20 protein-coding genes and 2 tRNA genes are annotated in these 20,787 nt (G+C 69.1%); 15 read left to right on the top strand and 7 right to left on the bottom strand.

The features are described 5' to 3' along the window. Positions 1-60: 60 nt before the first annotated feature. Positions 61-137 (bottom strand) — tRNA-Arg (locus tag VFS34_06895). A 93-nt stretch (positions 138-230) separates the two neighbouring features. Here VFS34_06895 and VFS34_06890 point away from each other — a divergent pair. The 6 genes from VFS34_06890 (at position 231) to VFS34_06865 (ending at position 4,206) form a co-directional block, all read left to right on the top strand. Continuing rightward, a tRNA-His gene (locus VFS34_06890) sits at positions 231-307 on the top strand. Positions 308-436: 129 nt separating this feature from the next. Beyond that, positions 437-1,183, top strand: coding sequence for a molybdate ABC transporter substrate-binding protein (gene modA, locus VFS34_06885; GenBank protein ID HET9794171.1), 747 nt, complete (start codon positions 437-439; stop codon positions 1,181-1,183). Beyond that, positions 1,180-1,830 carry a molybdate ABC transporter permease subunit gene (gene modB / locus VFS34_06880; GenBank protein HET9794170.1) on the top strand — a complete coding sequence of 217 codons (651 nt, stop codon included), beginning with the start codon at positions 1,180-1,182 and terminating at the stop codon, positions 1,828-1,830. Before modA ends, modB begins: the two co-directional genes overlap by 4 nt. After that, positions 1,821-2,897: an ATP-binding cassette domain-containing protein gene (locus VFS34_06875; protein ID HET9794169.1), complete on the top strand. Its 1,077-nt coding sequence runs from the start codon at positions 1,821-1,823 to the stop codon at positions 2,895-2,897. Before modB ends, VFS34_06875 begins: the two co-directional genes overlap by 10 nt. 7 nt (positions 2,898-2,904) lie before the next feature. Further along, positions 2,905-3,693, top strand: coding sequence for an SDR family NAD(P)-dependent oxidoreductase (locus VFS34_06870; GenBank protein HET9794168.1), 789 nt, complete (start codon positions 2,905-2,907; stop codon positions 3,691-3,693). A 153-nt stretch (positions 3,694-3,846) separates the two neighbouring features. Beyond that, positions 3,847-4,206, top strand: coding sequence for a hypothetical protein (locus VFS34_06865; protein ID HET9794167.1), 360 nt, complete (start codon positions 3,847-3,849; stop codon positions 4,204-4,206). Here VFS34_06865 and dapA read toward each other — a convergent pair whose 3' ends face one another. Next, positions 4,207-5,106, bottom strand: coding sequence for a 4-hydroxy-tetrahydrodipicolinate synthase (dapA, locus tag VFS34_06860; GenBank protein HET9794166.1), 900 nt, complete (start codon positions 5,104-5,106; stop codon positions 4,207-4,209). Between the two features lie 92 nt (positions 5,107-5,198). On the opposite strand from dapA, the gene purD reads away from it, so the two are divergent. Next, positions 5,199-6,470, top strand: coding sequence for a phosphoribosylamine--glycine ligase (purD, locus tag VFS34_06855; GenBank protein ID HET9794165.1), 1,272 nt, complete (start codon positions 5,199-5,201; stop codon positions 6,468-6,470). Positions 6,471-6,560: 90 nt separating this feature from the next. Then, positions 6,561-6,887, top strand: a complete 327-nt coding sequence (locus VFS34_06850; protein ID HET9794164.1) for a hypothetical protein — start codon at positions 6,561-6,563, stop codon at positions 6,885-6,887. Between the two features lie 224 nt (positions 6,888-7,111). On the opposite strand, the gene VFS34_06845 is transcribed toward VFS34_06850, so the two are convergent. Further along, a complete protein-coding gene (locus VFS34_06845) occupies positions 7,112-7,483 on the bottom strand; it encodes a hypothetical protein (GenBank protein HET9794163.1) in 372 nt (123 codons plus the stop codon). An 8-nt stretch (positions 7,484-7,491) separates the two neighbouring features. Then, on the bottom strand, positions 7,492-8,196 hold the full coding sequence (lepB, locus tag VFS34_06840; protein ID HET9794162.1) for a signal peptidase I: 705 nt from the start codon (positions 8,194-8,196) through the stop codon (positions 7,492-7,494). A gap of 176 nt (positions 8,197-8,372) precedes the next feature. On the opposite strand from lepB, the gene bshC reads away from it, so the two are divergent. The 4 genes from bshC to VFS34_06820 all read left to right on the top strand — a co-directional run bounded on the left by bshC (position 8,373) and on the right by VFS34_06820 (position 12,389). Then, positions 8,373-9,854 carry a bacillithiol biosynthesis BshC gene (bshC, locus tag VFS34_06835; GenBank protein ID HET9794161.1) on the top strand — a complete coding sequence of 494 codons (1,482 nt, stop codon included), beginning with the start codon at positions 8,373-8,375 and terminating at the stop codon, positions 9,852-9,854. Further along, positions 9,851-10,582: a bacillithiol biosynthesis deacetylase BshB1 gene (gene bshB1, locus VFS34_06830; protein ID HET9794160.1), complete on the top strand. Its 732-nt coding sequence runs from the start codon at positions 9,851-9,853 to the stop codon at positions 10,580-10,582. Before bshC ends, bshB1 begins: the two co-directional genes overlap by 4 nt. A 70-nt stretch (positions 10,583-10,652) precedes the next feature. Next, positions 10,653-11,780, top strand: a complete 1,128-nt coding sequence (gene bshA / locus VFS34_06825; GenBank protein ID HET9794159.1) for an N-acetyl-alpha-D-glucosaminyl L-malate synthase BshA — start codon at positions 10,653-10,655, stop codon at positions 11,778-11,780. A 6-nt stretch (positions 11,781-11,786) separates the two neighbouring features. After that, the gene (locus VFS34_06820) at positions 11,787-12,389 is read left to right on the top strand and encodes a YigZ family protein (protein HET9794158.1); all 603 of its coding nucleotides are present in this window, start codon (positions 11,787-11,789) and stop codon (positions 12,387-12,389) included. Between the two features lie 3 nt (positions 12,390-12,392). Here the strand turns inward: VFS34_06820 and VFS34_06815 are convergent, their stop codons facing one another. Beyond that, the gene (locus VFS34_06815) at positions 12,393-13,316 is read right to left on the bottom strand and encodes a hypothetical protein (protein ID HET9794157.1); all 924 of its coding nucleotides are present in this window, start codon (positions 13,314-13,316) and stop codon (positions 12,393-12,395) included. A 7-nt stretch (positions 13,317-13,323) separates the two neighbouring features. Here VFS34_06815 and VFS34_06810 point away from each other — a divergent pair, with 7 nt between their 5' ends. Together VFS34_06810 and VFS34_06805 are read left to right on the top strand one after the other, a co-directional pair. Next, a complete protein-coding gene (locus tag VFS34_06810; protein ID HET9794156.1) occupies positions 13,324-13,710 on the top strand; it encodes an RDD family protein in 387 nt (128 codons plus the stop codon). 40 nt (positions 13,711-13,750) lie between these two features. Further along, positions 13,751-14,560 (top strand): DUF4097 family beta strand repeat-containing protein, encoded by an 810-nt coding sequence (locus tag VFS34_06805; GenBank protein HET9794155.1) that lies wholly within the window; start codon positions 13,751-13,753, stop codon positions 14,558-14,560. Between the two features lie 181 nt (positions 14,561-14,741). On the opposite strand, the gene typA is transcribed toward VFS34_06805, so the two are convergent. Both typA and VFS34_06795 read right to left on the bottom strand, forming a co-directional pair. Further along, the gene (gene typA / locus VFS34_06800) at positions 14,742-16,565 is read right to left on the bottom strand and encodes a translational GTPase TypA (protein HET9794154.1); all 1,824 of its coding nucleotides are present in this window, start codon (positions 16,563-16,565) and stop codon (positions 14,742-14,744) included. A gap of 158 nt (positions 16,566-16,723) precedes the next feature. Continuing rightward, positions 16,724-17,809: a c-type cytochrome gene (locus VFS34_06795; protein HET9794153.1), complete on the bottom strand. Its 1,086-nt coding sequence runs from the start codon at positions 17,807-17,809 to the stop codon at positions 16,724-16,726. 177 nt (positions 17,810-17,986) lie between these two features. Here VFS34_06795 and VFS34_06790 point away from each other — a divergent pair. Continuing rightward, positions 17,987-20,787, top strand: a 2,801-nt coding sequence (locus VFS34_06790; protein HET9794152.1) for a BREX system ATP-binding domain-containing protein, incomplete at its 3' end; no start/stop codon positions are given.

Below are 20,787 nucleotides of genomic sequence, written 5' to 3'. Positions count from 1 at the left end.
GTTCTACCCGAGAGGAGGACCTCTCGGGCTCTCCCCCGTGACGCAGCTTTGACGATGTTGTGGTGCACCCGGGCGGGCTCGAACCGCCAACCTTCAGCTCCGGAGGCTGACGCTCTATCCAGTTGAGCTACGGGTGCAAAGAGCGAGTCGCGAAGTATAGCGCAGGGCTCTTCGGCCCCGCATCCGGTTGGCACCGGCACGCGTCTCCGGTAAACTCCCCAGTTCCAACGGCGAGCGTAGCTCAGTTGGTTAGAGTGCCAGATTGTGGATCTGGATGTCGTGGGTTCAAGTCCCATCGCTCGCCCCATCCTCCTTCCCGTTGTCTCGCGCGACCGGTTCTCGGACCGCGACGTCAGGCGCGAGCTGGACGAATCAAGGGGCCGGGCCGTCGTCCTTTCGGGTCCGGCGGCGTCCGCCGCGATAGACTCCGGGCCCGGTGATCTCTCGAAAAATCGCGGCGGCGGCGCTCGTTCTCCTGGCGCCGGGAGCGCGGGCGGCGAAAACCCCCTCCCTGACCGTCGCGGCCGCGGCGAACGTCCGACCCGCGCTCGAAGAGCTCCGCGCGGCGTTCGAGGCCCGCACCGGCACGCGCGTCGTCGTGTCGTACGGCGCTTCGGGCATCCTCGCGCGGCAGATCGAAGAGGGCGCTCCGTTCGACCTCTTTCTGTCCGCCGACGCGGGATTCGTCGCGGCTCTCGAGTCGAAAGGCCGGATCGTGCCGGGAAGCCGTGCGCCGTACGCCGTCGGAGCGCTCGTCGTCGTCACGGCACGCGGCCGGCCGGGGATCTCGTCGGTCCGCGATCTCGCGAATCCGGCTCTCCGGAGAATCGCGCTCGCCAACGCCAGGACCGCGCCGTACGGCCGGGCCGCGATGGGCGTTCTGGAGAACCTGGGACTCTCCGAAACCCTCCGTCCTCGCCTCGTGTTCGCGGAGACGGTCCGCGATGCGCTGCGATACGTGGAGACGGGAGACGCCGACGCGGGATTCGCCGCCGAGTCGGAGGCTCGTGGTTCGGGCCTTTCGAAATACACGATTCCGTCGAATCTGTACCCTCCGATCCGCCAGGAGCTCGCGATCGTCGCCGGTGGCGCGCACGCTGCCGACGCCGCGGCATTCTCGAATTTCCTGCGGGCCGCCGCGGGGCGCGAGGTCTGGGCCCGGTACGGATACCGGCTGCCGTGAGCGTCTGGACGCCTCTCCTGCTGACGTTCCGGATCGCGCTCTGTTCGACCGCGCTCGCCGCGGTCGTCGGCCTTCCCCTCGCGCACCGCTTCGCGAGGCGGGGGAATCCGTTCGCGGAGTCCGCGCTGCTGCTCCCCCTCGTCCTCCCTCCGACGACGCTCGGCTGGTATCTGCTGCTCCTCCTCGGCCGTTCGACCGCGCTCGGCCGTTTCCTGGAACGGCACGGGATTCCGCTCGTGTTCGACTGGAAGGGAGCCGTCGTCGCCGCCGCGTGCGTCTCGTTTCCCCTCTTCTTCGTGACCGCGAGGACGGCCCTCGCGGCCGTCGATCCCCGCTGGGAGGATGCCGCCCGGCTCCTCGGCGCGTCCGACGCGAAAGTCTTCGCTCGCGTGACGCTCCCGACGGCGTCGCGCGGCCTCGCGTCCGCCGCGATCCTCGCGTTCGCCCGTTCCGTCGGCGATTTCGGCGCGACGCTCCTCGTCGCCGGGAACATTCCGGGCCGGACGCAGACGCTTTCGATCGCGATCTACGACGCGTTCTCGGCGGGGGACGACCGCCGGGCCGCGGCGCTCGTCGCGGTCACGACCGTCCTCGCGTACGCCGCGCTGCTGGCGGCCCATCGGAGCCTGCCCCGCCGATGGCAGTGATCTCCGTTTCCGCGCGGATTCGCCGGGGCGCGCTCGACGCCGATTTCCGGATCGACAGCGACGCGGCGGCGCTCGCGATCTTCGGGGAATCCGGCGCCGGAAAGACGACCCTCCTCGACGCGGTCGCGGGGCTCGTGCGTCCGGCCGAAGGGCGCATCCGGATCGGCGGGTCGGTTCTTTTCGACTCCACGGCCGGGATCGATCTTCCGCCGCGGCGGCGGCGCGTCGGGTACGTTCGCCAGGCGCCGGATCTCTTTCCCGCGATGACGGTCGCCGAGAACATCGCCTTCGCGCTCTCGTGCGCGGCGGACCGGGCGCTGCGCCGCGGCGTTCCGCCGGTCCCGGGGATCGAGCGGCTGGAGAACCGGAGACCGCACGAGCTCTCGGGCGGCGAGACGCGCCGCGTGCAGATCGCCCGCGCCCTCGCCGCGGGCCCGGACATCCTGCTCCTCGACGAGCCCTTCGCGAACCTGGACGCGCCCGCGCGCCGGGAGATCCTGCCGCTCCTGGGGAGCCTGCCGCGCCTCGCCGGCGTTCCGGCCGTTCTCGTGACTCACGACGTGGAGGAGGTCTTTGCGTTCGCCGGGGAAGTCGCCGTCGTCGAGAACGGCCGCGTGATCGCCCGAGGGGAGCCGATCGAGACGCTGTCGCGTCCGGGCGCGTGGCCGGTCGCGCGCATCTCCGGAGTCGAGAACTTCCTCCCGGGAACGGTGCGGGGCGACGCGCCGGGCGGCGGCACGCAGGTCGTGTGGGAAGGGGCCGTGCTCCGTACGCCGAAAGTCGCCGGCCGGCCGGGGGACGTCCTGACGCTGGCGCTCTTCGCGGAAGACGTGCTCGTGGCGCGGGGTCCCGTCGACGGGATCTCGGCGCGAAACGTGCTGCCGATGCGCGTCGAATCGATCGAAGAGGCCGGGGACGCGGTGCTGCTGACGCTCGCGGACGGCCCCCGGCGCCTTCGATCGCGGATCACGCGCGATGCCGTCGCCGCGCTGGCGATCGTACCCGGCGCCGAGGTCACGGCGGTCTTCAAGTCGGCGGCCCTTCGCGTACTCGAAGGCTTAAAATAGCCGCGCGATGGAGCTCGACGGCAGGGTCGTCCTCATCACGGGAGCTTCCTCCGGAATCGGCGAGGCGACCGCCCGGCTCCTGGCGCCGCTCGGGGTCCGGCTCGCGCTCGGCGCGCGCCGCCGGCATCGCGTGGAGAAGCTCGCCGCCGAGCTCCGCGACGCGCACGGAACCGATTCGCTGTCGGTGGGAATGGACGTGCGGCGCGTGACGGACTGCGAGGACTTCGTCCGGGCGTCTCTCGACCGATTCGGGCGCCTCGACGTTCTCGTCAACAACGCGGGACTCGCGCGGGGGCGACAGCCGGTCGCCGAAGGGATCGAGAGCGAGTGGGACGAGATGATCGACACGAACGTGAAGGGGCTCCTTCACATGTCCCGGCTCGTCCTCCCGCACATGATCGAACGCAACCGGGGACACGTCGTCAACATCGGCTCGGTCGCGGGACTCGGCGTGTACGAAGGCGGGTCGGTCTACTGCGCGACGAAATGGTCGGTCAAGGCGATCACGCAGGCCATGCGCCTCGAGCTCAACGGCAGGAACGTCCGGGTCACGGAAGTGTGCCCCGGCCTCGTCGAGACGGAATTCTCGATCGTGCGTTTCCACGGCGAGGAACAGCCGCGGGAAGCCCGGGCGATGTCCGACCAGGTCTACCGCGGGTTCGAGCCGCTGTCCGCCGCCGACATCGCGGACTGCATCGTCTGGGCGCTCACGCGGCCGCCGCACGTCGACATCGACGAAATCGTCGTGCGCCCGATCGCACAGGCCGGAATGGGAAAGGTCGCGAGGAAGGGATGAGGGTGCGAGGAACCCGAACGATCCCGAGCGTCGAGACGCGAGCCTCAGGCGAGCGGCGCCGCGGCGAGTCGGTCGTGGTACCCCCCGTCGCTCAGGCCGGCCTGGGGAGAGTGGCCCGGAGGACCGTTTCGTGACGGGCGGGAGGCTGCTCCGATGAGGTGGATCACGGCTCTGCTGGTGATGATCGGCGTCGTCTGGTACGTCGCGAACAAGACGACCCTGCTCGACCGCGCGATCGAGAAGAACGTCACGAACACCGAACAGGTGATCCCGAAGGCCGAGCGGGCGGCCGAAAGAGAGCGCGCGCGGGTGAATCAGGTGCAGTCGGTCGAGAGCGCCGCCGCCGGCCAGACGGTCTCGGTGACCATGACTCAGGACGAAGTCCGCTCGATCTGGGGGGAACCGAATTCGATCGACAAGGACGCCGCGGGGACCGAGACGTGGCGATACGAGTCGATCGGAAAGAAAGTCGTCTTCCGGTACGGGAAGGTCTGGGTCGTCGAGGACCTTTGATCAGCGCGCGGCGCGACCCGCGAGCTTGAGGCCCCGGAGAACCTTTTCGATCCGCCGCCGGGACTCGTCGCGCACCGGAGCGAGCGGGAGGCGAAGCGTCTCTCCGCAGCGCCCCATCATGGCGAGCGCCGCCTTCACCGGGCCCGGGCTGCGCTCGCAGTGGTTGAGGTCGATCAGCGGGAAATACTTCTGATGGATCGCCCGCGCCTCTTCGTTGCGGTCGTCGAGCGCGGCATGCACCATCTGGGCGACCGGTCCCGGGATCTCGTTGGCGGCGATCGAGACGAGCCCCTTCATCCCGAGCCCGAATCCGGCGAGCGCCGTCGCGTCGTCGGCGGAATACACCGCGAAGTCCGCCGGAAGCCTCGGAATGAGTCTCGCGAGCCTGCGGAAATTCGTCGAGGCGTCCGCGAGGCCGACGACCCGCGGGATCTGCGCGAGGCGGACGATCGTTTCCGAATCGAGGTCTTCGCCGGTCCGGGCCGGAACGTTGTAGAGGATGATCGGCAACCGGGTCGCGTCGGAGATCGCGGTGAAATGACGGTAGAGGCCTTCCTCGCTCGGAAGGTTGTACGACGGGGACACGGAGAGGATCGCCGCGGCGCCGGCGGCGACGGCGTCTCTCGCCCAGAACACCGATTTCGCCGTGTGATTGCCCCCCGCGCCGGCGACGACCGGCACCCGGCCGTTGGCGATCTTGACGACGTGCGCCGTCACCGCCTTGCGCTCGTCGCCCGACAGCGCCGGCGACTCTCCCTCGGGCGTGCACGTGACGAGGAAATCGACCTTCTCGGCGATTTGCCATTCGACGAGCGCCTCGAGCGCGGAGAAGTCGATTCTTCCCCGGTCGTCGAAAGGGGTGACGAGAGCGGTTCCGCAGCCGCGAAGCTCGAACTTCATGCGGTCGAATGTATCGCAACCTCCCCGGCGAGAGAACCGGGAGGCGCGACGCGGTTGCGATAGACTTTCCCGCCATCCATGAGCCTCCTTCGATGAAAGTTCTCCTCGTCGGATCCGGCGGCCGGGAGCACGCGATCGCCTCCGCGCTTCGGGAAGGAGGTTCCGTCGGGGAGATCTTCGCCGCTCCGGGAAACGCCGGAATCGGAAGGATCGCGGACGTGGTGCCGATCTCGGCGGCCTCGGTGATCGAGCTCGCCGATTTCGCCGAACGCGTGGACGTCGGGCTCACCGTTGTCGGTCCGGAACTCCCGCTCACGCTGGGAATCGTCGACGAGTTCCAGAAGCGCCGCCTGCCGATTTTCGGGCCGACGCGCCTCGCCACCGAGATCGAGGCCTCGAAGATCTTCTCGAAGGAGCTCTGCCGGCGTCTCGGCATCGCGACGGCCCGGGCGTCGTTCTGCGCCACGCGCGCGGAGGCGGAAAGGGCGCTCTCGGAGCTCGGTTACCCGGCGGTGCTCAAGGCCGACGGTCTCGCCGCGGGCAAGGGAGTGATGGCGGTTGCCTCGCGCGAGGAGGCCGGAACCGCGCTCGATCTCTTCTTCGACGAGAAGGTCTTCGGGAACGCCGCGGACCGGATCCTCGTCGAGGAGTTCCTCGAAGGGGAAGAGGCGTCCTTCCTCGCCTTGTGCGACGGGAAAACGGCGCTCGCTCTCCCGACGGCCAAGGACTACAAGAAGGTGTTCGAGGGGGATCGCGGGCCGAACACCGGCGGGATGGGCGCCCATTCGCCGGCCGGCGTGCTCGGAGGCGAGCAGGCGGCGGCCGTCCTGAAGGAGATCGTTTACCCGGTTCTGTCGACCCTCGCGGCCGAGAAGCGCGCGTTCTGCGGGGTTCTGTACGTCGGTCTGATGCTGACCAGCGATGGCATGAAGGTCCTCGAGTTCAACGCGCGGTTCGGCGATCCCGAAACGGAGGCGATCCTTCCCCGGCTCGATTCGGACCTGGCGCCCGTGCTCGCCGCGTGCGCGAGCGGCGACCTCGCCGGGCGGGAGCTCGCGTGGAAGCCCGAAGCATGCGTGGCGGTGGTCCTCGCCTCGGCGGGATACCCCGGTTCGTACCAGACCGGTTTCCCGATCGAGGGCCTCGAAGAGGCCGAGTCCATGCCGGGCGTCAACCTCTTTCACGCGGGGACGGCGCTTCGCGAAGGGAAGATCGTCACCTCGGGAGGGCGGGTCCTCGTCGTCTCGGGACGGGGCGCAAACCTCTCGGAGGCCTCGGAACGGGCTTACGCGGCCGCCGACCGTATCCAATTCGAAGGGAAGACTTTCCGCCGGGACATCGGCTCCCGATTCTCGGCGCATTAAGGATTCCGGGTCGATTGCTTATCTCCGGCGGGATTCCATAGAATCGGCCGCGGTCACTCAAACGTCCGTTCGAAAAGAAGGAGGGAAACCATGAAGAAAGTTCTCATTGGAATTCTCGGATCGGCGCTCATTGCCGGAGCCGCTCTGGCGGCCGACACCATGACCGGATGGGTCACGGAGGCCCATTGCGGCGCCAAGGGCGCGTCGGCCAGCCACAAGGAGTGCGGCGAGAAGTGCGTGAAGGAAGGCCAGAAGGTCGCCTTCTACGACAACGCGACGAAGAAGGTCTACAACTTCGACGCCGACTGCCAGAAGCCGATGGAAGGCATGATGGCTCAGGAAGTCACGCTCACGGGCGTGACGATGAAGGACGGCGAAGTACACGCGTCCAAGGCGGAGCCTGCCGCCAAGAAGTAAGTCGCGGGACACTGCGATTTCGAAGAGCGGGGCTTCGGCCCCGCTCTTTTTTTGCCCGAAAAGAAGCGCGCGGCGATTGGGGCGTCATCCCCGCGGGTTTTCCGAACTGTCTGAACCTGCCTGGAACCTGATGGGAAGAGACGTCGATCGCGGTGCGATGCCCTTCTCAATGAGGCGCGGCAAGGCGCGCCCGTATTCGCTCGATTTATTGCCGCGCCTGATTTCTACGTGGCGAAGAGGGGTCTCTGAACCTTGTCGTCCTCGTGCCACACGTACGTTCCGTAGATCGGGAACTCGATCGGAAGCTGGTAGTGGACCTCGACGTACACGTAGCCCATGTCGCGGCGAACGACGATGTCTTCCTTCTTGAGAGGGAGCTGCAGCTCCTGGGACTTACGGAAGAGCTCCTCGCGAATCGCTCCGTCGCCCTTGATGCTCCCGAACTGCGCCTGCTCCTGCATGGCGTCGTAGAACTCGGAGGTCTTCATCTTCACCGGGACGACCTTGCTCGCGATCAGGATCGTGATCGCCAGGAGGGCGAGCCAGATCACGCAGCCGATCCTGCCGGTTCCCGCCATCGATCGCCGTGACGCCATCCCGCCTCCTAGCGAACGAGCCGGAAGGTCCGATCCCAGCGCGTCCGGGTGAAGAAGTGAAAGGCGACACCCGCGAGCCGGCCGATCTTGTCCGCGAGGCCGTGCCATTCGGCCGAATCGGGCTCCGCCTGGTACGACCAGTATACCAGAAGGGCCCGCCCCTTCACGTTGTCGCGGGGCACGGGACCCCAGAAGCGCGAGTCGTAGGAGTTGTCGCGATTGTCTCCCATCGCCCAGAATCCGTCCGCCGGCACGTCGACCGGCCCGAAGTTGTCGCGCTTGCGGTACATCTCGGGCAGGTTCTCGTCGGCGGGATACGTGTTGTGAGGATCCGTGTGGTACGTGTGCGTCTCCGGGAACGGCGAGCCGTTGACGAGGACGGTCTTGTTCCTTCCCTCGATTCGATCGCCGGGCAGTCCGACGACCCGCTTGATGAAGTCGCGATCGGGGTTGAGCGGGAATTTGAAGACGAACACGTCCCCGTGCCTGGGCTTGCGGTACGGAAGCAGCTTCTCGAGGACGTTGTCGCCGTGCGGCGCGTAGACGAACTTGTTGACGAGCATGTGATCGCCGACGAGCACGGTCTGTTCCATCGAACCGCTCGGCACCTGGAAGGCCTGCACGACGAAGGTCCTCACGAAGAGCGCGAAGATGACCGCGACGAGGATCGCTTCGTAATACTCGCGGGTGAGGCTCTGGTTGCGGCGCGGCACGGGGCCCGATTATATCCGTCGGCCTCGCGCGCGCCGCGGCGCGGCGGAACGCGGCGGCCTTCCCCATCGCAGACCTCCGCCGCTCGGCGGGAGCATTCGCGATCCGGGCCCCGCGAACGTCGCGGATGCGACGGAGCGCGCCGCGGACGACGGGAGCCGGTGCATAATGCGTCGCGATGATTCCGTTCGAATCGATGCCGGGGATTCCCCGGCTTTTTCTCGCGTTCGCGCGGGGGAATGCCGGGGCGTTTTTCCCCGACCCGCCGACGTTCGAGGCGGTCGAAGGGCGGGCGAGGGAGCTTCTCGCGCGCGGAAACGGACAGGTCGCCGCCGCCGCGGGGCAGCAGGCGGGACTCCTCGGAGGGCCTCTCCTGGCGCTCATCAAGGCCGCCGCCGTATCCCGCCTCGCCGAACGGCTCGCGGCCCGGGGAGTCGCCGCGCGCGGGCTGTTCTGGATCGCTTCGGAAGACCACGATCTCCGCGAAGTCGCCCGGGCGACGCTTCTGGTCGACGGCGCGCCGGAGGAGATCCGCCTTCCCGTTCCGCCCCAGAGCTTTCAACCGGCGGGGACGGTGCCGATCCCGCCGGAGATCGAGAATGTTTTCGCCGAAGCGGGACGGGACCCGTCGGCTTCCGAGGACGTCATCGCGCGTTTCGCGGGCGCCTGGGCGCCGGGAACCACGTACGCGGACGCCTTCCGCCGGACGCTCTCGTCCCTCCTTCCGGATGCCGCGCTCGACTGGGTCGACCCGCTCGAGTCGCGATGGCGCGCGCCGGTGCTCGAATTCTTCCGGCACGCGTTCGCGGAGGCGGGCGCGATCACCGCGGCTCTCGACGAAGCGGATCGCCGGCTGGGAGACGCCGGATTCGCGCCCCAGGTCGAGCGGGGAACCGGCGATTTCCCCGCCTTCGTGATCGAGGACGGGGTTCGAAAGAAGATCTCCTGGGACGGGCGAACGTTCGGCGTTCACGGGCACGACGAGCGGTTCACGGCCGATTCGCTGACGGAGTTCGTCTCTCGCGAGGGCTCTCGTCCTTCAGCCGCCGCGCTGCTCCGGCCGGTTCTGCAGTCGCATCTCTTCCCGGTCGCCGTGGAGGTCCTCGGACCTTCCGAGCTCGCGTACCACGCCCAGACGGCCCCGCTCTTCGGGGTGCTCGGGGTGGCGCGGCCCGTTTTCCTTCCCCGCCCGCACCTCCTGCCCCGGGGAGCGCGGGAGCGCCGCGCGCTCGAGGCACTCGGCGTCGCCGACGCCGATCTCTTCCGCGTCCGGGAGGTCGCGCGGCCGGAGCCGCCCGCCGTTTCTCCCAGGCTCCAGGCCCTCGAACGCGAGGTGGCGGAGAGGCTGACCGCGCTCGGGCCGGAGATTCGCGCCGTGGATCCGACGCTCGAGCCGGTCGCATCCGGAGCGGGGGAGAAGGCCGCACACGCCATCGCGCGGCTTCGCGAGAAGGTCGATCGCGCCGCCGAACGCCGCGACGCCGATCGCATGCGCCGGATCGAAACGATCGAGACCTTTCTGACGCCCGGGGGCGCCCCCGCCGACCGGGTCTTCGGACCGCTCACCTACGCGCTGCGCTTCGGGACGGATTTCGTCCCGGCGCTCTCCGGGGCGGCGGAATGCCGGACCGACGGCGCGCGTTTCGTGGATTACGAATGAGCGCCGAGACCGTCGACGTCCTCGCCGTTTCCGCCCACCCGGACGACCTGGAGCTCACGTGCGGCGGAACCCTGGCGAAGATCGCGGCCTCCGGGCGCACGTTCGGGATCCTCGATCTCACCCGCGGCGAAATGGGGACGCGGGGCTCTCCCGAGCAGCGGGACGCCGAGGCGCGCCGCGCGGCCGAGATCCTCGGGGCGACGTTCCGGAGGACGCTCGACCTCGGCGACGGCGGCCTGCGCACCGGCCGCGCCGAAGAGCTGATGGTGGTCGACGAGATCCGCCGCGCGAAGCCGAGGATCGTCCTCGCCCCGTGGCCGGAAGACCGGCACCCGGACCACGCGCGCGCCGGACGCCTCGTGGGCGACGCCGCGTTCTATGCCGGGCTGCGGCGGATCGAAACGGCCCACCCGGCGCATCGTCCGCAGCAGGTCCTCTACTTCTCGACGATGTACGAGCGTCGCCCCGATTTCGTGGTCGACGTGTCGGCGACGCACGAGATCAAGATGCGGGCGATCCGCGCCTTCGCGTCGCAGTTCCACGATCCCTCGTCGAAGGAGCCGATGACGATCCTCGCGACGGAGAATTTCCTCGCCGGGGTCGAGGGGCGCGCGCGAAACGCGGGACTGGCGATCGGCGTGGCGTTCGGCGAAGGCTTCCGCTCGATGCGGCCTCCCCGGATCGACGATCTCGTCGCCGCGTTCGAGGGCTTCGAGCCGGGGTTCTGAGCAGCGGAATGATCGAAGACGCGAGCTTTTCGGCCGGCCGTCCGGCGACTTCCCGAAACCGGGCGCTGCCATGAGGATCGGCATCGCCTGCTATCCGACCTTTGGCGGGAGCGGGGTCGTCGCGACCGAGCTCGCGCTCGCGCTGGCCGCCCGCGGACACGACATCCATATGCTCTCCTACGAGCGCCCGCACCGCCTTCCCGACTTCGTGCCGGGTGTCACGTACCACCAGGTGTCGGCGCCGAGCTATCCGCTCTTCCTCTCTCCGCCCTACACGCTCGCGCTCGCGACCAAGATGGCCGACGTCGCCGAGCACACCCCGCTCGACCTCCTGCACGTCCATTACGCGCTGCCCCACGCGATCTCGGCGATCCTCGCCAAACAGATGCGCGAGAGCGCCGGCGCCCGGCTCGCCGTCGTGACCACGCTCCACGGCACGGACATCACCCTCGTCGGACAGGACCAGTCGTATCTGCCGATCACCCGGTTCGCGATCGAGAAGAGCGACGCCGTCACCGCGGTCTCCCGCTATCTCGCCGACGTGACCGTGACGCAGTTCGGAGTCCGCAACCCGATCGACGTGGTCCCGAACTTCGTCGACGGCGACCGTTACCGCCCGGACGGCGCGTCGGAGTGGGCCCGCGGCTTCCGGCGGCCCGGCGAGGCGCTGCTCGTGCACGTTTCCAATTTCCGGCCGGTCAAGCGCATCGGAGACGTCATCGCGATCTTCGATCGCGTGCTCGCGAAGATGCCGGCGCGACTGCTGCTCGTCGGCGACGGCCCCGATCGCGCGCTCGCGGAACGGACCTGCCGCGAGATGAAGATCTGCGACCGCGTCCATTTCCTCGGCAACGTCACGGCCGTCGAGACGCTGCTCCCCGTGTGCGACCTGCTGCTCCTGACCTCCGACCGCGAATCGTTCGGCCTCTCCGCGCTCGAGGCGATGGCGTGCGGGGTGCCCGTCATCGGCACGGACGCGGGAGGTCTCCCGGAAGTCGTCGAGAGCGGCACGAGCGGGTTCCTCCGGCCGATCGGGGACGTCGAAGGGATGAGCGCGGACGCCCTTTCGATCCTCGCCGATCCGGATCGAAAGCGGCAGTTCTCGGAAGCGGCCCGGCGGCGCGCGGTCGAGCAGTTCCCGGAGGCGCGTGCCGTCGCTCAATACCTCGACGTCTACGCGCGCGCGCTCGGCGGGTAGAAGCCCGTGACGGCCGCCGGCGACTCGCGGCGGGTTCCCGCGCGCGAAGGCCGCAGCGAGTCGCGCGAGAGGGGCTCTCGATTCCTCGCCTTCGCGTTCCGGGCTCCGTCGGAAGAGGCCGCGCGGACGCGGGTCCTCGCGCTCGAGAAGGAGTTCCACGATGCGACCCACGTCTGTTTCGCCTGGCGGATCGGATCGGTCCGTCGGGCCGCCGACGCCGGGGAGCCGGCGGGAACCGCGGGAAAGCCGATCCTCTCCGCGATCGACGCGGCGGAGGTCGACGAGGCGGCCGTCGCCGTCGTGCGGTGGTTCGGCGGCACGAAGCTCGGGACGGCGGGGCTCGCGCGCTGTTACCGCGAGGCGGCGCGGGCGGCGCTCGCCGCGGCGGGGAGCGAAGAGATCTTCGAGCGGGACGATTTCGAGATCGAGACGGGATACGAGAACGTCTCGGCGGTGCGGCGCCTCGTCGACCCTCCGTCGGTCGTCCTCGCCGACGAGAGCTTCACCGACCGGGCGCGCTTCCGGCTGTCGGTGCGCCGGAGCCGGGCCGCCGGGATCCAACGGGCGCTCGAGGAGGCGCGGATCGCCTTCCGGCGCCCGCGGCCCTGACGCTCACGAGGCGAAGCGCGCGGTCCAGGCGGCCGTCTTCATTCGCTCGAACGCTTCGTCGCCGATTCCGAACGCCGTCCGCGCGAGCTCGTATTCGCCCGACGTCGACGTCGAGAAGATCGTCGGATCGTCCGCGGAAAGGCAGATTTTCACGCCCGCGTCGAGCAGCCGCGGGAGCGGATGTTCCTTCCACGAAGCGTAAACCCCCGTCGCGAGGTTCGAGGACGGGGCCGCGCAGAGCGTGACGGCCGAAGACGCCAGCCGCGCGAGAACGGCGGGCTCTTCGGCGGCGCGGACCCCGTGATCGATGCGGTCGAGCGGCAGCGCGTCGAGCGCGGCGGCGACCGAGGCGGCGCCCGCCCATTCCCCGGCGTGAATCGACGTTCCGAGGCCCATCCGCTTCGCGCGCTCGTACACGGCCGTGAAGGACGCCGCGGGCACGGAATCCTCCTCGCCGCCGATTCCGAATCCCCGGACGCGCGGGAGGCGCGACTCCTCGTGGAGAGCGAGCACACGCTGGGCGGCGTGGGCGCCCCACTGGCGGACGGAGTCGAGGAGCAGGACGAAGCGGCAGCCCGTCTCTTCCTCGACCGTTCCGAACGCCGCGTCGATCGCCGCCAGAACGGCGGCGCGATCGAGTCCGAACCGCGACCAGATCTCGGGGGAGACGTAGATCTCCGCATGGCCGAGCTCGGCCGCGAGGCGGCGCCCGAGCGCTTCCGCGGCCTCGCCGTAGTCCGCGGGCGAGGAGAAGAGCCGGCAACAGTCCGCGAAGAGGCGCAGGAACGACCCGGACCGGCGGGAGTTCGCGAGCGCCCGCTCGAAGGCGCCCTCGACGCCGAACGCGTGCCCGTTCCTCGCGGCGATCGCCACCAGCGTTTCCCGCGGCACGCTCCCTTCGAAATGGAGGTGCAGATCCGCTAGCATCTTCTTCGTGGCCCGCCAGCGCGCGCTCGCTCTCGCCCTGGACGCGGCGATCGTCGCCGGCGCCGTGGATCTCGTCGCCGTTCCGGCGCTCGTCGGGGCGTTCTTCTTCTTTCCGGAGGTTTCCCTGAGCTCTCTCGGCTCGGTGTTCTTCGGCATTTCGCTCCTGCTCTGGCTGTGTCGCGACACCCGGGGCGGATTGTCTCGCAAGTGGCTCGGGCTCGAAATCGTGGACCGGAACGGACGCCGGCCCGGCCTCGTGCGCTCCGTGCTGAGGAATCTGCCCCTCCTCGTTCCCGGGTGGAACCTCTACGAGGCCTGGAGGGTCGCTTTCGGAGGAGACCGGCCACGGAGCGTCGATTCGGCGCTGGGCCTGACGCTGGCGGCCCGGACGTGAACTTTTCCGGCCGTCCTGCGTCTCTGGAAGGGGAGAGACCATGAACGCGATTCGCCGGACTGCCCTTGCCGCCGCCCTTCTCGCCGCCTTCGCCGGCGCCGCCGGGGCCGCCACGGAGACGTTCGAAAAGGCCTATTCGCTCGAGGGGGTGGATCGGGTCCGGGTCGAGAACGTCAACGGACGCCTCGACCTGACGGCCTGGGACCGCAACTACGTTCGGGTCACGGCCGTGAAGTCGGGAACCCCGTCGGCCCTCGAGAACACCGTCATCCGCGTCACTCAGCCCGGTTCCGAGATCCGGGTCGAAACGGTCGCGCTGCATCGGCCGCACCTCTTCTCGTTCCTGTTCGGGAGCCATCGTCTGGCGAAGGTCGAATACCAGATTCTCCTTCCCGCGGCGACGCCCGTGCGGCTGGAAACCGTGAACGGTTCGGTACACGTTCAGGGTCGCCGCGCCGAAACCCGGGCGGAAACCGTCAACGGATCGATCGACCTGCGTGGAATCACGGGCGTCCTCCATGCCGAGACCGTCAACGGCCGGATCGCCCTGACCCGGGACGACTCGGACGACACCTCCCTCGAGACCGTCAACGGATCGATCGAAGCGGAGCTCCCCGGAACGGCTTCCTTCCGCTACCGGCTGTCGGCGGTCAACGGATCGATGGAAGTGGGCGAGCGGCGGAGCCGGGCGCACGCGATCGGCATCAAGAGCTTCGAGGGCGACGTCAACGGCGGGAAATCGCTCGTCAAGGCCGGGACGGTCAACGGCTCGATCCGAATCATCCTGACCGAGCCTCCGGGCGCGCCGGCGCCGGTCGTGCGCGACGCGGAAGAGTCCTCTTCCGACTGAATCGGCCGTTCGGCCGGTGTCGCCGGAGCCCGCCTCTCGAGGGCGTCGATCCGGTGAGGGATCGCCCCTGAAGAGAACCGGGATCGGTCACGCCTCGGGAGGAACGGACGAGGCGCGGGGGAGCGGTGCCGGAAGAAAGCCGAGGGTCGTCCGCGGTGCAGCGGTACGTCTCCCGCGCCTCTCAATCCAGGGCTTCGACCTTCTTGTTGGCCACCTTCCGCTGCGAGTGGTCGAGAATCTCCTTGCGGAGCCGGATCGACTTCGGCGTCACCTCGACGAGCTCGTCCTCCTCGATCCACTCGATCGCGGCTTCGAGCGGCATCGGGCGCGGGGGAGTCAGTTTGACCGCCATGTCGGAGCCGGAGGCGCGCATGTTCGTCAGGTGCTTCTTCTTGTTCGGATTGACGATCATGTCGTTCTCCCGGGCGCTCTCGCCGACGATCTGCCCCATGTACGTCGGCACGCCGGGCCCGACGAACAGGGTGCCGCGGGGCTCGAGGGCTTCCAGCGAGTAGGCCGTCGTCTCGCCCGGCTCGAGCACGACGAGCGCGCCGCGGCCGCGGGGAGCCACGTCGCCGCGCCACGGCTGGTAGGAGTCGAAGACGTGCGACATGATCCCGGACCCGCGCGTGTTCGTGAGGAATTCGTTCCGGAATCCGAAGAGGCCGCGCGTCGGGATCAGGAACTCGATCCGAACCCGGCCGTTGGCGGGAGTCGACATCATCTTCATCTCGGCGCGCCGCGATCCGAGCTTCTCGATCACCGCGCCCATGGACTCCTCCGGAACGTCGACGGCCAGGAGCTCGACCGGCTCGCAGAGCACGCCGTCGACCTCTTTCGTGATCACGTGGGGACGCGAGAGCGCGAACTCGTAGCCTTCGCGGCGCATCGTCTCGATGACGATCGCCAGGTGGAGCTCGCCCCGGCCCGACACGCGGAAGGCGTCCGGCTCTCCGGTCTCGTCGACCCGCAGCGCGACGTTGGTGCGGAGCTCCTTGTCGAGACGCTCCTTGAGATGCCGGCTCGTGACGTACTTCCCCTCGGTCCCGGCGAACGGCGAGTCGTTGACGCGGAACCGCATCGAAACCGTCGGCTCGTCGACGGCGATCACCGCGAGCGCCTCGGGATGCTCGGGATCGGCGACGGTCTCGCCGATCGTCACGTCGGGAAAGCCGGCGATGACGACGATCTCTCCCGCGGACGCCTCCGCGATCTCGATCCGCTTCATGCCCTCGAAGGCGAGGAGCTTCGTCACGCGTCCCTTCACCGTCGTGCCGTCCAGCTTGCAGACGGCGTAGTCCTTCCCCGACTGGATCCGGCCGCGAACGATCCGGCCGATGGCGAGGCGTCCCAGGTAGTTGTCGTAGTCGAGGGAGGCGACGAGGATCTGGAGGGGCTGGTCGGGGTCTCCCCCGGGCTCGGCGACCTCCATGACCACGGTGTCGAGGAGGGGCTTGACGTCCCCGTCGGTATGGTCGATCTCCATGCGCGCGAAACCCGCCTTCGCCGACGTGTACACGATCGGAAAGTCGAGCTGGGCGTCGGAGGCGCCGAGATCCATCATCAGCTCGAACACCTGGTCGACGACGTGGTGCGGCCTCGCCTCGGGCCGGTCGATCTTGTTGATGACGACGATCGGCTTGAGCGCGAGCTCGAGCGCCTTCCGCAGGACGAAGCGGGTCTGCGGCATCGGGCCGTCGGCCGCGTCGACGACGAGGAGCACCGCGTCGACCATCTTCAGGATGCGCTCCACCTCGCCGCCGAAGTCGGCGTGGCCGGGCGTGTCGACGATGTTGATCTTGGTTCCCTTGTACCGGATGGCGGCGTTCTTGGCGAGGATCGTGATCCCGCGCTCGCGCTCGAGCTCGTTGGTGTCCATCGCGCGCTCGGCGACCTGCTCGTTCTCCCGGAACGTGCCCGACTGCTTCAACATGCAGTCGACGAGCGTCGTCTTCCCGTGGTCGACATGGGCGATGATCGCGATGTTCCGAAGGTTCTTGGGCATGATTCCTTCCCGGTTCGGCGAACCGAACCGGGAAGGATACCGCAAAACCGGGCGCGATGCCCTTCGGAGCGACCGGGCGGCCGGTCTCCGTGTGCGCCCGGAATCCGCTTTTCGCGGGGCCGGAACGGGCGCGCCGGCCGTCGTCTCCCGGACTCCCGTTACATCTTCGGCGCGAACGTCGAGTCGGGGAGATCGACGTTCTGCTTCACCTCGTCGGCGTGGATCGTGTCGGTCCGGTCCGGCGCCGTGTGGCGGATCGTGAACGGGATCTTCACGCCGTCGACCTCGCGGTAGTCGGAATAATCGGCCTGCTCGGGGATGTCCCCGAAGGCGGTGTGCTGTCGCTCGAGCGTCCGGAGGAGGAGCCCGTTCTCCGCGTCGAACCAGAACGTCTCCCGGCCGCCCGCGGCGTCCCGGCCCATCACCATCCAGGCCTCGCGGCCGTCGATCGATTCCTTTCCGCGAACGGCGAGGGCGGGGAAGCGCGACTTCAGGTCGGCGGCGGGGAACAGCCGCGCGCGCGAGCGGATCCGTTCGATCTCGTCGGGCATCATCGGATTGTTCCAGGTCGCGCCGCCGGACGTTCCCGATTTTCCGTCGAACACGATCGTGAACGGCCCCTGGTCGGTCGTCACCGAGCTCCGATATCGACCCGACGCCGTCTGCGTCACCTCGACGGGATGGGGCTTCCCGTCGCCTCCGGTGAAGGTGCCGCGGATCTCGCGATTGCGCACCTTCGCGATCGCTTCCTTTCCGCCGACGGCCACGGCGTACTTTTCGAGGACCGCATCGACCGCGGGTGCTCCGGCCGGAGTCTCGGGGCGGGCCGCGACCGACCCCAGGAGCGGCGGCATCGACGCGGGTTCGGTCGAGCCGTGGTGGCAGGTCGCGCAGGTGACCTCCGGGCGACCCTTGAAGTTCGCCTCGTTGATCCCGCGCGTCATCCGGATCATCCGGCGCGCGGTGTTCTTCGCGGCTTTGTCGTCCTTCTCCATCGGCCATCGCCCGGTGTCGTTCGTGACGTGACAGAAGGAGCACTTCACTCCGAGCGAGTCGGCCATGAAGTTCATCGCCGGCACGAGGTCGGGCGAGGGCATCCCCTGCAGGACCTGGATGTTCTTGTAGAACTTCTCGACCGGAACGTCCGGCGTCGGGTGCTTGCGCCCTTCCTCGGCGGCGCGGAGGAGGGCCGGGGCGGCGGCGATCAGAGTGGCGGCGGCGATCCGGAATCCGGTCTTGCGCACGGTTTCCTCCTTCCGGTCCCGCGGAGAATACCCGAACGTCGGAGTTCCCCGGAAACCGCGCCGCCGAACGCCCCGGGGGGTATTAGAATGAGGAAAAGACCCATTGGCGGCGGAAAACGGCTCCGGAGGATCGCTCATGATTTCTCGGGAAGGCGATCGCATCGGCCCGGCGGCCCGTTGAGCGAGAGCGGCATCTCCGAATTTTCGGGGGGCGGACGCTTCACGATCGTCCGCCGGATCGGCGCGGGGGGAATGGGCGTCGTCTACGAAGCCGTGGACAACGAACGACAGACGCGTGTCGCGCTCAAGACGATCCCGAACGCCGAAGCCGAAGCGCTCCTCCGCTTCAAGCAGGAATTTCGAAACCTGACCGACGTCACCCATCCGAACCTCGCCGCTCTCTACGAGCTGTTCTCGGTGGGGGAGGAGTGGTTCTTCTCGATGGAGCTCGTCGAGGGCGTCGATTTCCTGACGCATCTCGGCCGGGTCGACGAAACGGATCTCGAGACCACCGATCGGGTGATGGCGCGGGAGGAGATCTCCCACACTCCCACGATGGCGTTCTCCGACGCCGCCGCCGAGCTCAACGTCACGAGATCGAAGGGATCGCCTCTGCCGCCGGAACGGATTCCCTATCTTCGCGACGCCCTGCGGCAGCTCGTCGAAGGGCTCACGGCGCTCCATGACGCGGGGAAGATGCACCGCGACATCAAGCCCTCCAACGTGCTCGTCTCGCGCGACGGGAGGGTCGTCGTCCTCGATTTCGGCCTGACTTCCGGGCTCCGGGAAGAGATCGAGCGGGCGGAGAATCGCTCGTTCATCTCGGGGACGGCCGGTTACATGGCCCCGGAGCAGAGCGCCGGCCGGCCGCTCACCGCGGCGTGCGACTGGTACGCCGTCGGGGTGATGCTCTACGAAGCGCTGACCGGACGACTGCCGCACACGGGGTCGCTTCGGGACGTCCTGCTGGCCAAGCAGCTCGTCGAGCCGCCGCCGCCGTCCTCGGTGGTCCCGGGCGTGCCCGCCGACCTCGACGATCTCTGCCGCCGCCTGCTTCGCCTCGAGCCCACGGATCGTCCCGACGGGCGAGAGATCCTCGCCCGGCTCGACGCGCGTCAGGGCACCGATCCGGGGCTCGTCCGGCCGGAAGCTCCGGCCCGCGCGCCTTTCGTGGGCCGGCAGCGCCAGCTGGGCATCCTGCACGCGGCGTTCGAGCGCGTGCGCGACGGGCGCCCGACGGCGATCTTCGTCCACGGGCGTTCCGGCGCGGGGAAGAGCTTCCTCGTCCAGGAATTCCTCGACACGATCCGCGAGCGCGACGGGGCGCTGGCGCTCCGGGGCCGGTGCTACGAGGCGGAATGGGTGCCCTACAAGGGAATCGACAGCCTCGTCGACGATCTGAGCCAGTATCTTTCCGAGCTCCCGAAGACCGACGTCGCGTCCGTCCTGCCTCGCGACGTGCGCGCGCTCGTCCGGATCTTCCCCGTGCTGCGCCGGGTCGAGGCGATCGAGGAGGCGCCCGGCCGCGAGATCGAGATCCCGAACCAGCAGGAGCTCCGCCGACGCGCGTTCCGGGCGCTCAAGGAGCTCCTCGCGCGCATCGGAGACCGCCGGCCGCTCGTGCTCGCCATCGACGATCTCCAATGGGGAGACCTCGACAGCGCGGCGCTGCTCGGCGAGCTCCTGCGGCCGCCGGATCCTCCGATCCTCCTCCTTCTCGGCATCTATCGCAGCGAGTACGCGGGGGCGAGCCCGAGCCTGCAGCGCCTCCTCGCGGCGCCGCCGGCCGAGGGGGCGTCGGAAGTGGCGCGCCGCACGGTCGAGGTCGATCCGCTGACGGAGGAAGAAGCGATCGAGCTCGCGCTCGAGATGCTCGGCGGAGACACGCCGCTCCATCGGCGCCTCGCGGAGGAGATCGGCCGCGAGTCGGGAGGGATTCCGTATTTCGTGCACGAGCTGGTCCAGTACGTTCGCGAGGGAGCCGAGCTCGAACGGTCCGTCGGCGCGGCCGAGCCTTCGATCTCTCTCGAAGAGGTTCTCCGGCGACGACTCCAGGCGCTTCCGGAAGAGACCCGCCGGCTGCTCGAGATCATCTCGGTGTCGGGGCGCCCGCTGCGCCAGGGAGACGCCTACCGGGCGGCGGCGATGCCGTCCGCGGACGTGGGCGCTCTGGCGGTGCTTCGGAAGGGCCACATGGTCCGGAGCACGGGCCCCTCGGATCGCGACAGCGTCGAGACGTACCACGACCGGATCCGCGAGGCGGTCGTCGCCCAGCTCGAGCCCTCGCAGCGCTCGGATCGCCATCGGAAGCTCGCCGTCACCCTCGAGAGCGCCGGAGGCTACGATCCCGAGACGCTCGCGATCCACTTCGCGGAATCCGGAGAGCGGGAACGGGCGGGGGCGTACTACGCGCAGGCGGCCGCCGCGGCGGCCGAGACGCTGGCGTTCGAACGCGCCGCGAACCTCTACCGGCTCTCGCTCGCGCTTCGGCCGGTGTCGGGAGACGAAGGCCGGGAGCTGCGCACGGCGCTCGGCGACGCGCTCGCCAACGCGGGGCGCGGCGCGGAGGCGGCGAGCGTCTACCGCGAGGCGGAGGCGCAGGCCGGCCCGGACGACGCTCTCGAGCTGCTGCGGCGCGCGGCGTACCAGTATTGCGTCAGCGGGCACGTGCGCGAGGGGCGCGCGGCGATGCGCGAGCTCCTCGGCCGCATGGGGATGAAGCTTCCCGAAAAACCGGCCGCCGTCCTGGTCTCGCTTCTGGCGCGCCGGGCGCACCTGCGTCTTCGCGGCCTTTCGTTCCGCGAGCGGGAGGAGAGCACGATCCCTCCCGGCGTCCTGCGCGAGAGCGACGTGACGTGGTCGGCGTCGGCGGGCCTCTCGATGATCGACATCATCGCGGGCGCCTCGTTCCAGACGCAGAACCTCATCCTCGCCCTTCGCGCCGGGGAGCCCGCCCGGATCGCGCGCGCCCTCGCGTG

The organism is Thermoanaerobaculia bacterium, assembly GCA_035717485.1.
Classification (GTDB): domain Bacteria; phylum Acidobacteriota; class Thermoanaerobaculia; order UBA5066; family DATFVB01; genus DATFVB01.
This window is presented reverse-complemented; position numbering and strand designations above follow the sequence as displayed.

What these genes read in the sequence shown, in the direction of transcription:
- VFS34_06870 (HET9794168.1), top strand. Translation starts at nt 2,905, where the DNA reads ATGGAGCTCGACGGCAGGGTCGTCCTCATCACGGGAGCTTCCTCCGGA.
- dapA (HET9794166.1), bottom strand. Translation starts at nt 5,106, where the DNA reads ATGAAGTTCGAGCTTCGCGGCTGCGGAACCGCTCTCGTCACCCCTTTC.
- purD (HET9794165.1), top strand. Translation starts at nt 5,199, where the DNA reads ATGAAAGTTCTCCTCGTCGGATCCGGCGGCCGGGAGCACGCGATCGCC.
- VFS34_06875 (HET9794169.1), top strand. Translation starts at nt 1,821, where the DNA reads ATGGCAGTGATCTCCGTTTCCGCGCGGATTCGCCGGGGCGCGCTCGAC.
- bshA (HET9794159.1), top strand. Translation starts at nt 10,653, where the DNA reads ATGAGGATCGGCATCGCCTGCTATCCGACCTTTGGCGGGAGCGGGGTC.
- VFS34_06850 (HET9794164.1), top strand. Translation starts at nt 6,561, where the DNA reads ATGAAGAAAGTTCTCATTGGAATTCTCGGATCGGCGCTCATTGCCGGA.
- typA (HET9794154.1), bottom strand. Translation starts at nt 16,565, where the DNA reads ATGCCCAAGAACCTTCGGAACATCGCGATCATCGCCCATGTCGACCAC.
- VFS34_06845 (HET9794163.1), bottom strand. Translation starts at nt 7,483, where the DNA reads ATGGCGTCACGGCGATCGATGGCGGGAACCGGCAGGATCGGCTGCGTG.
- VFS34_06805 (HET9794155.1), top strand. Translation starts at nt 13,751, where the DNA reads ATGAACGCGATTCGCCGGACTGCCCTTGCCGCCGCCCTTCTCGCCGCC.
- bshC (HET9794161.1), top strand. Translation starts at nt 8,373, where the DNA reads ATGATTCCGTTCGAATCGATGCCGGGGATTCCCCGGCTTTTTCTCGCG.
- VFS34_06865 (HET9794167.1), top strand. Translation starts at nt 3,847, where the DNA reads ATGAGGTGGATCACGGCTCTGCTGGTGATGATCGGCGTCGTCTGGTAC.
- VFS34_06815 (HET9794157.1), bottom strand. Translation starts at nt 13,316, where the DNA reads ATGCTAGCGGATCTGCACCTCCATTTCGAAGGGAGCGTGCCGCGGGAA.
- bshB1 (HET9794160.1), top strand. Translation starts at nt 9,851, where the DNA reads ATGAGCGCCGAGACCGTCGACGTCCTCGCCGTTTCCGCCCACCCGGAC.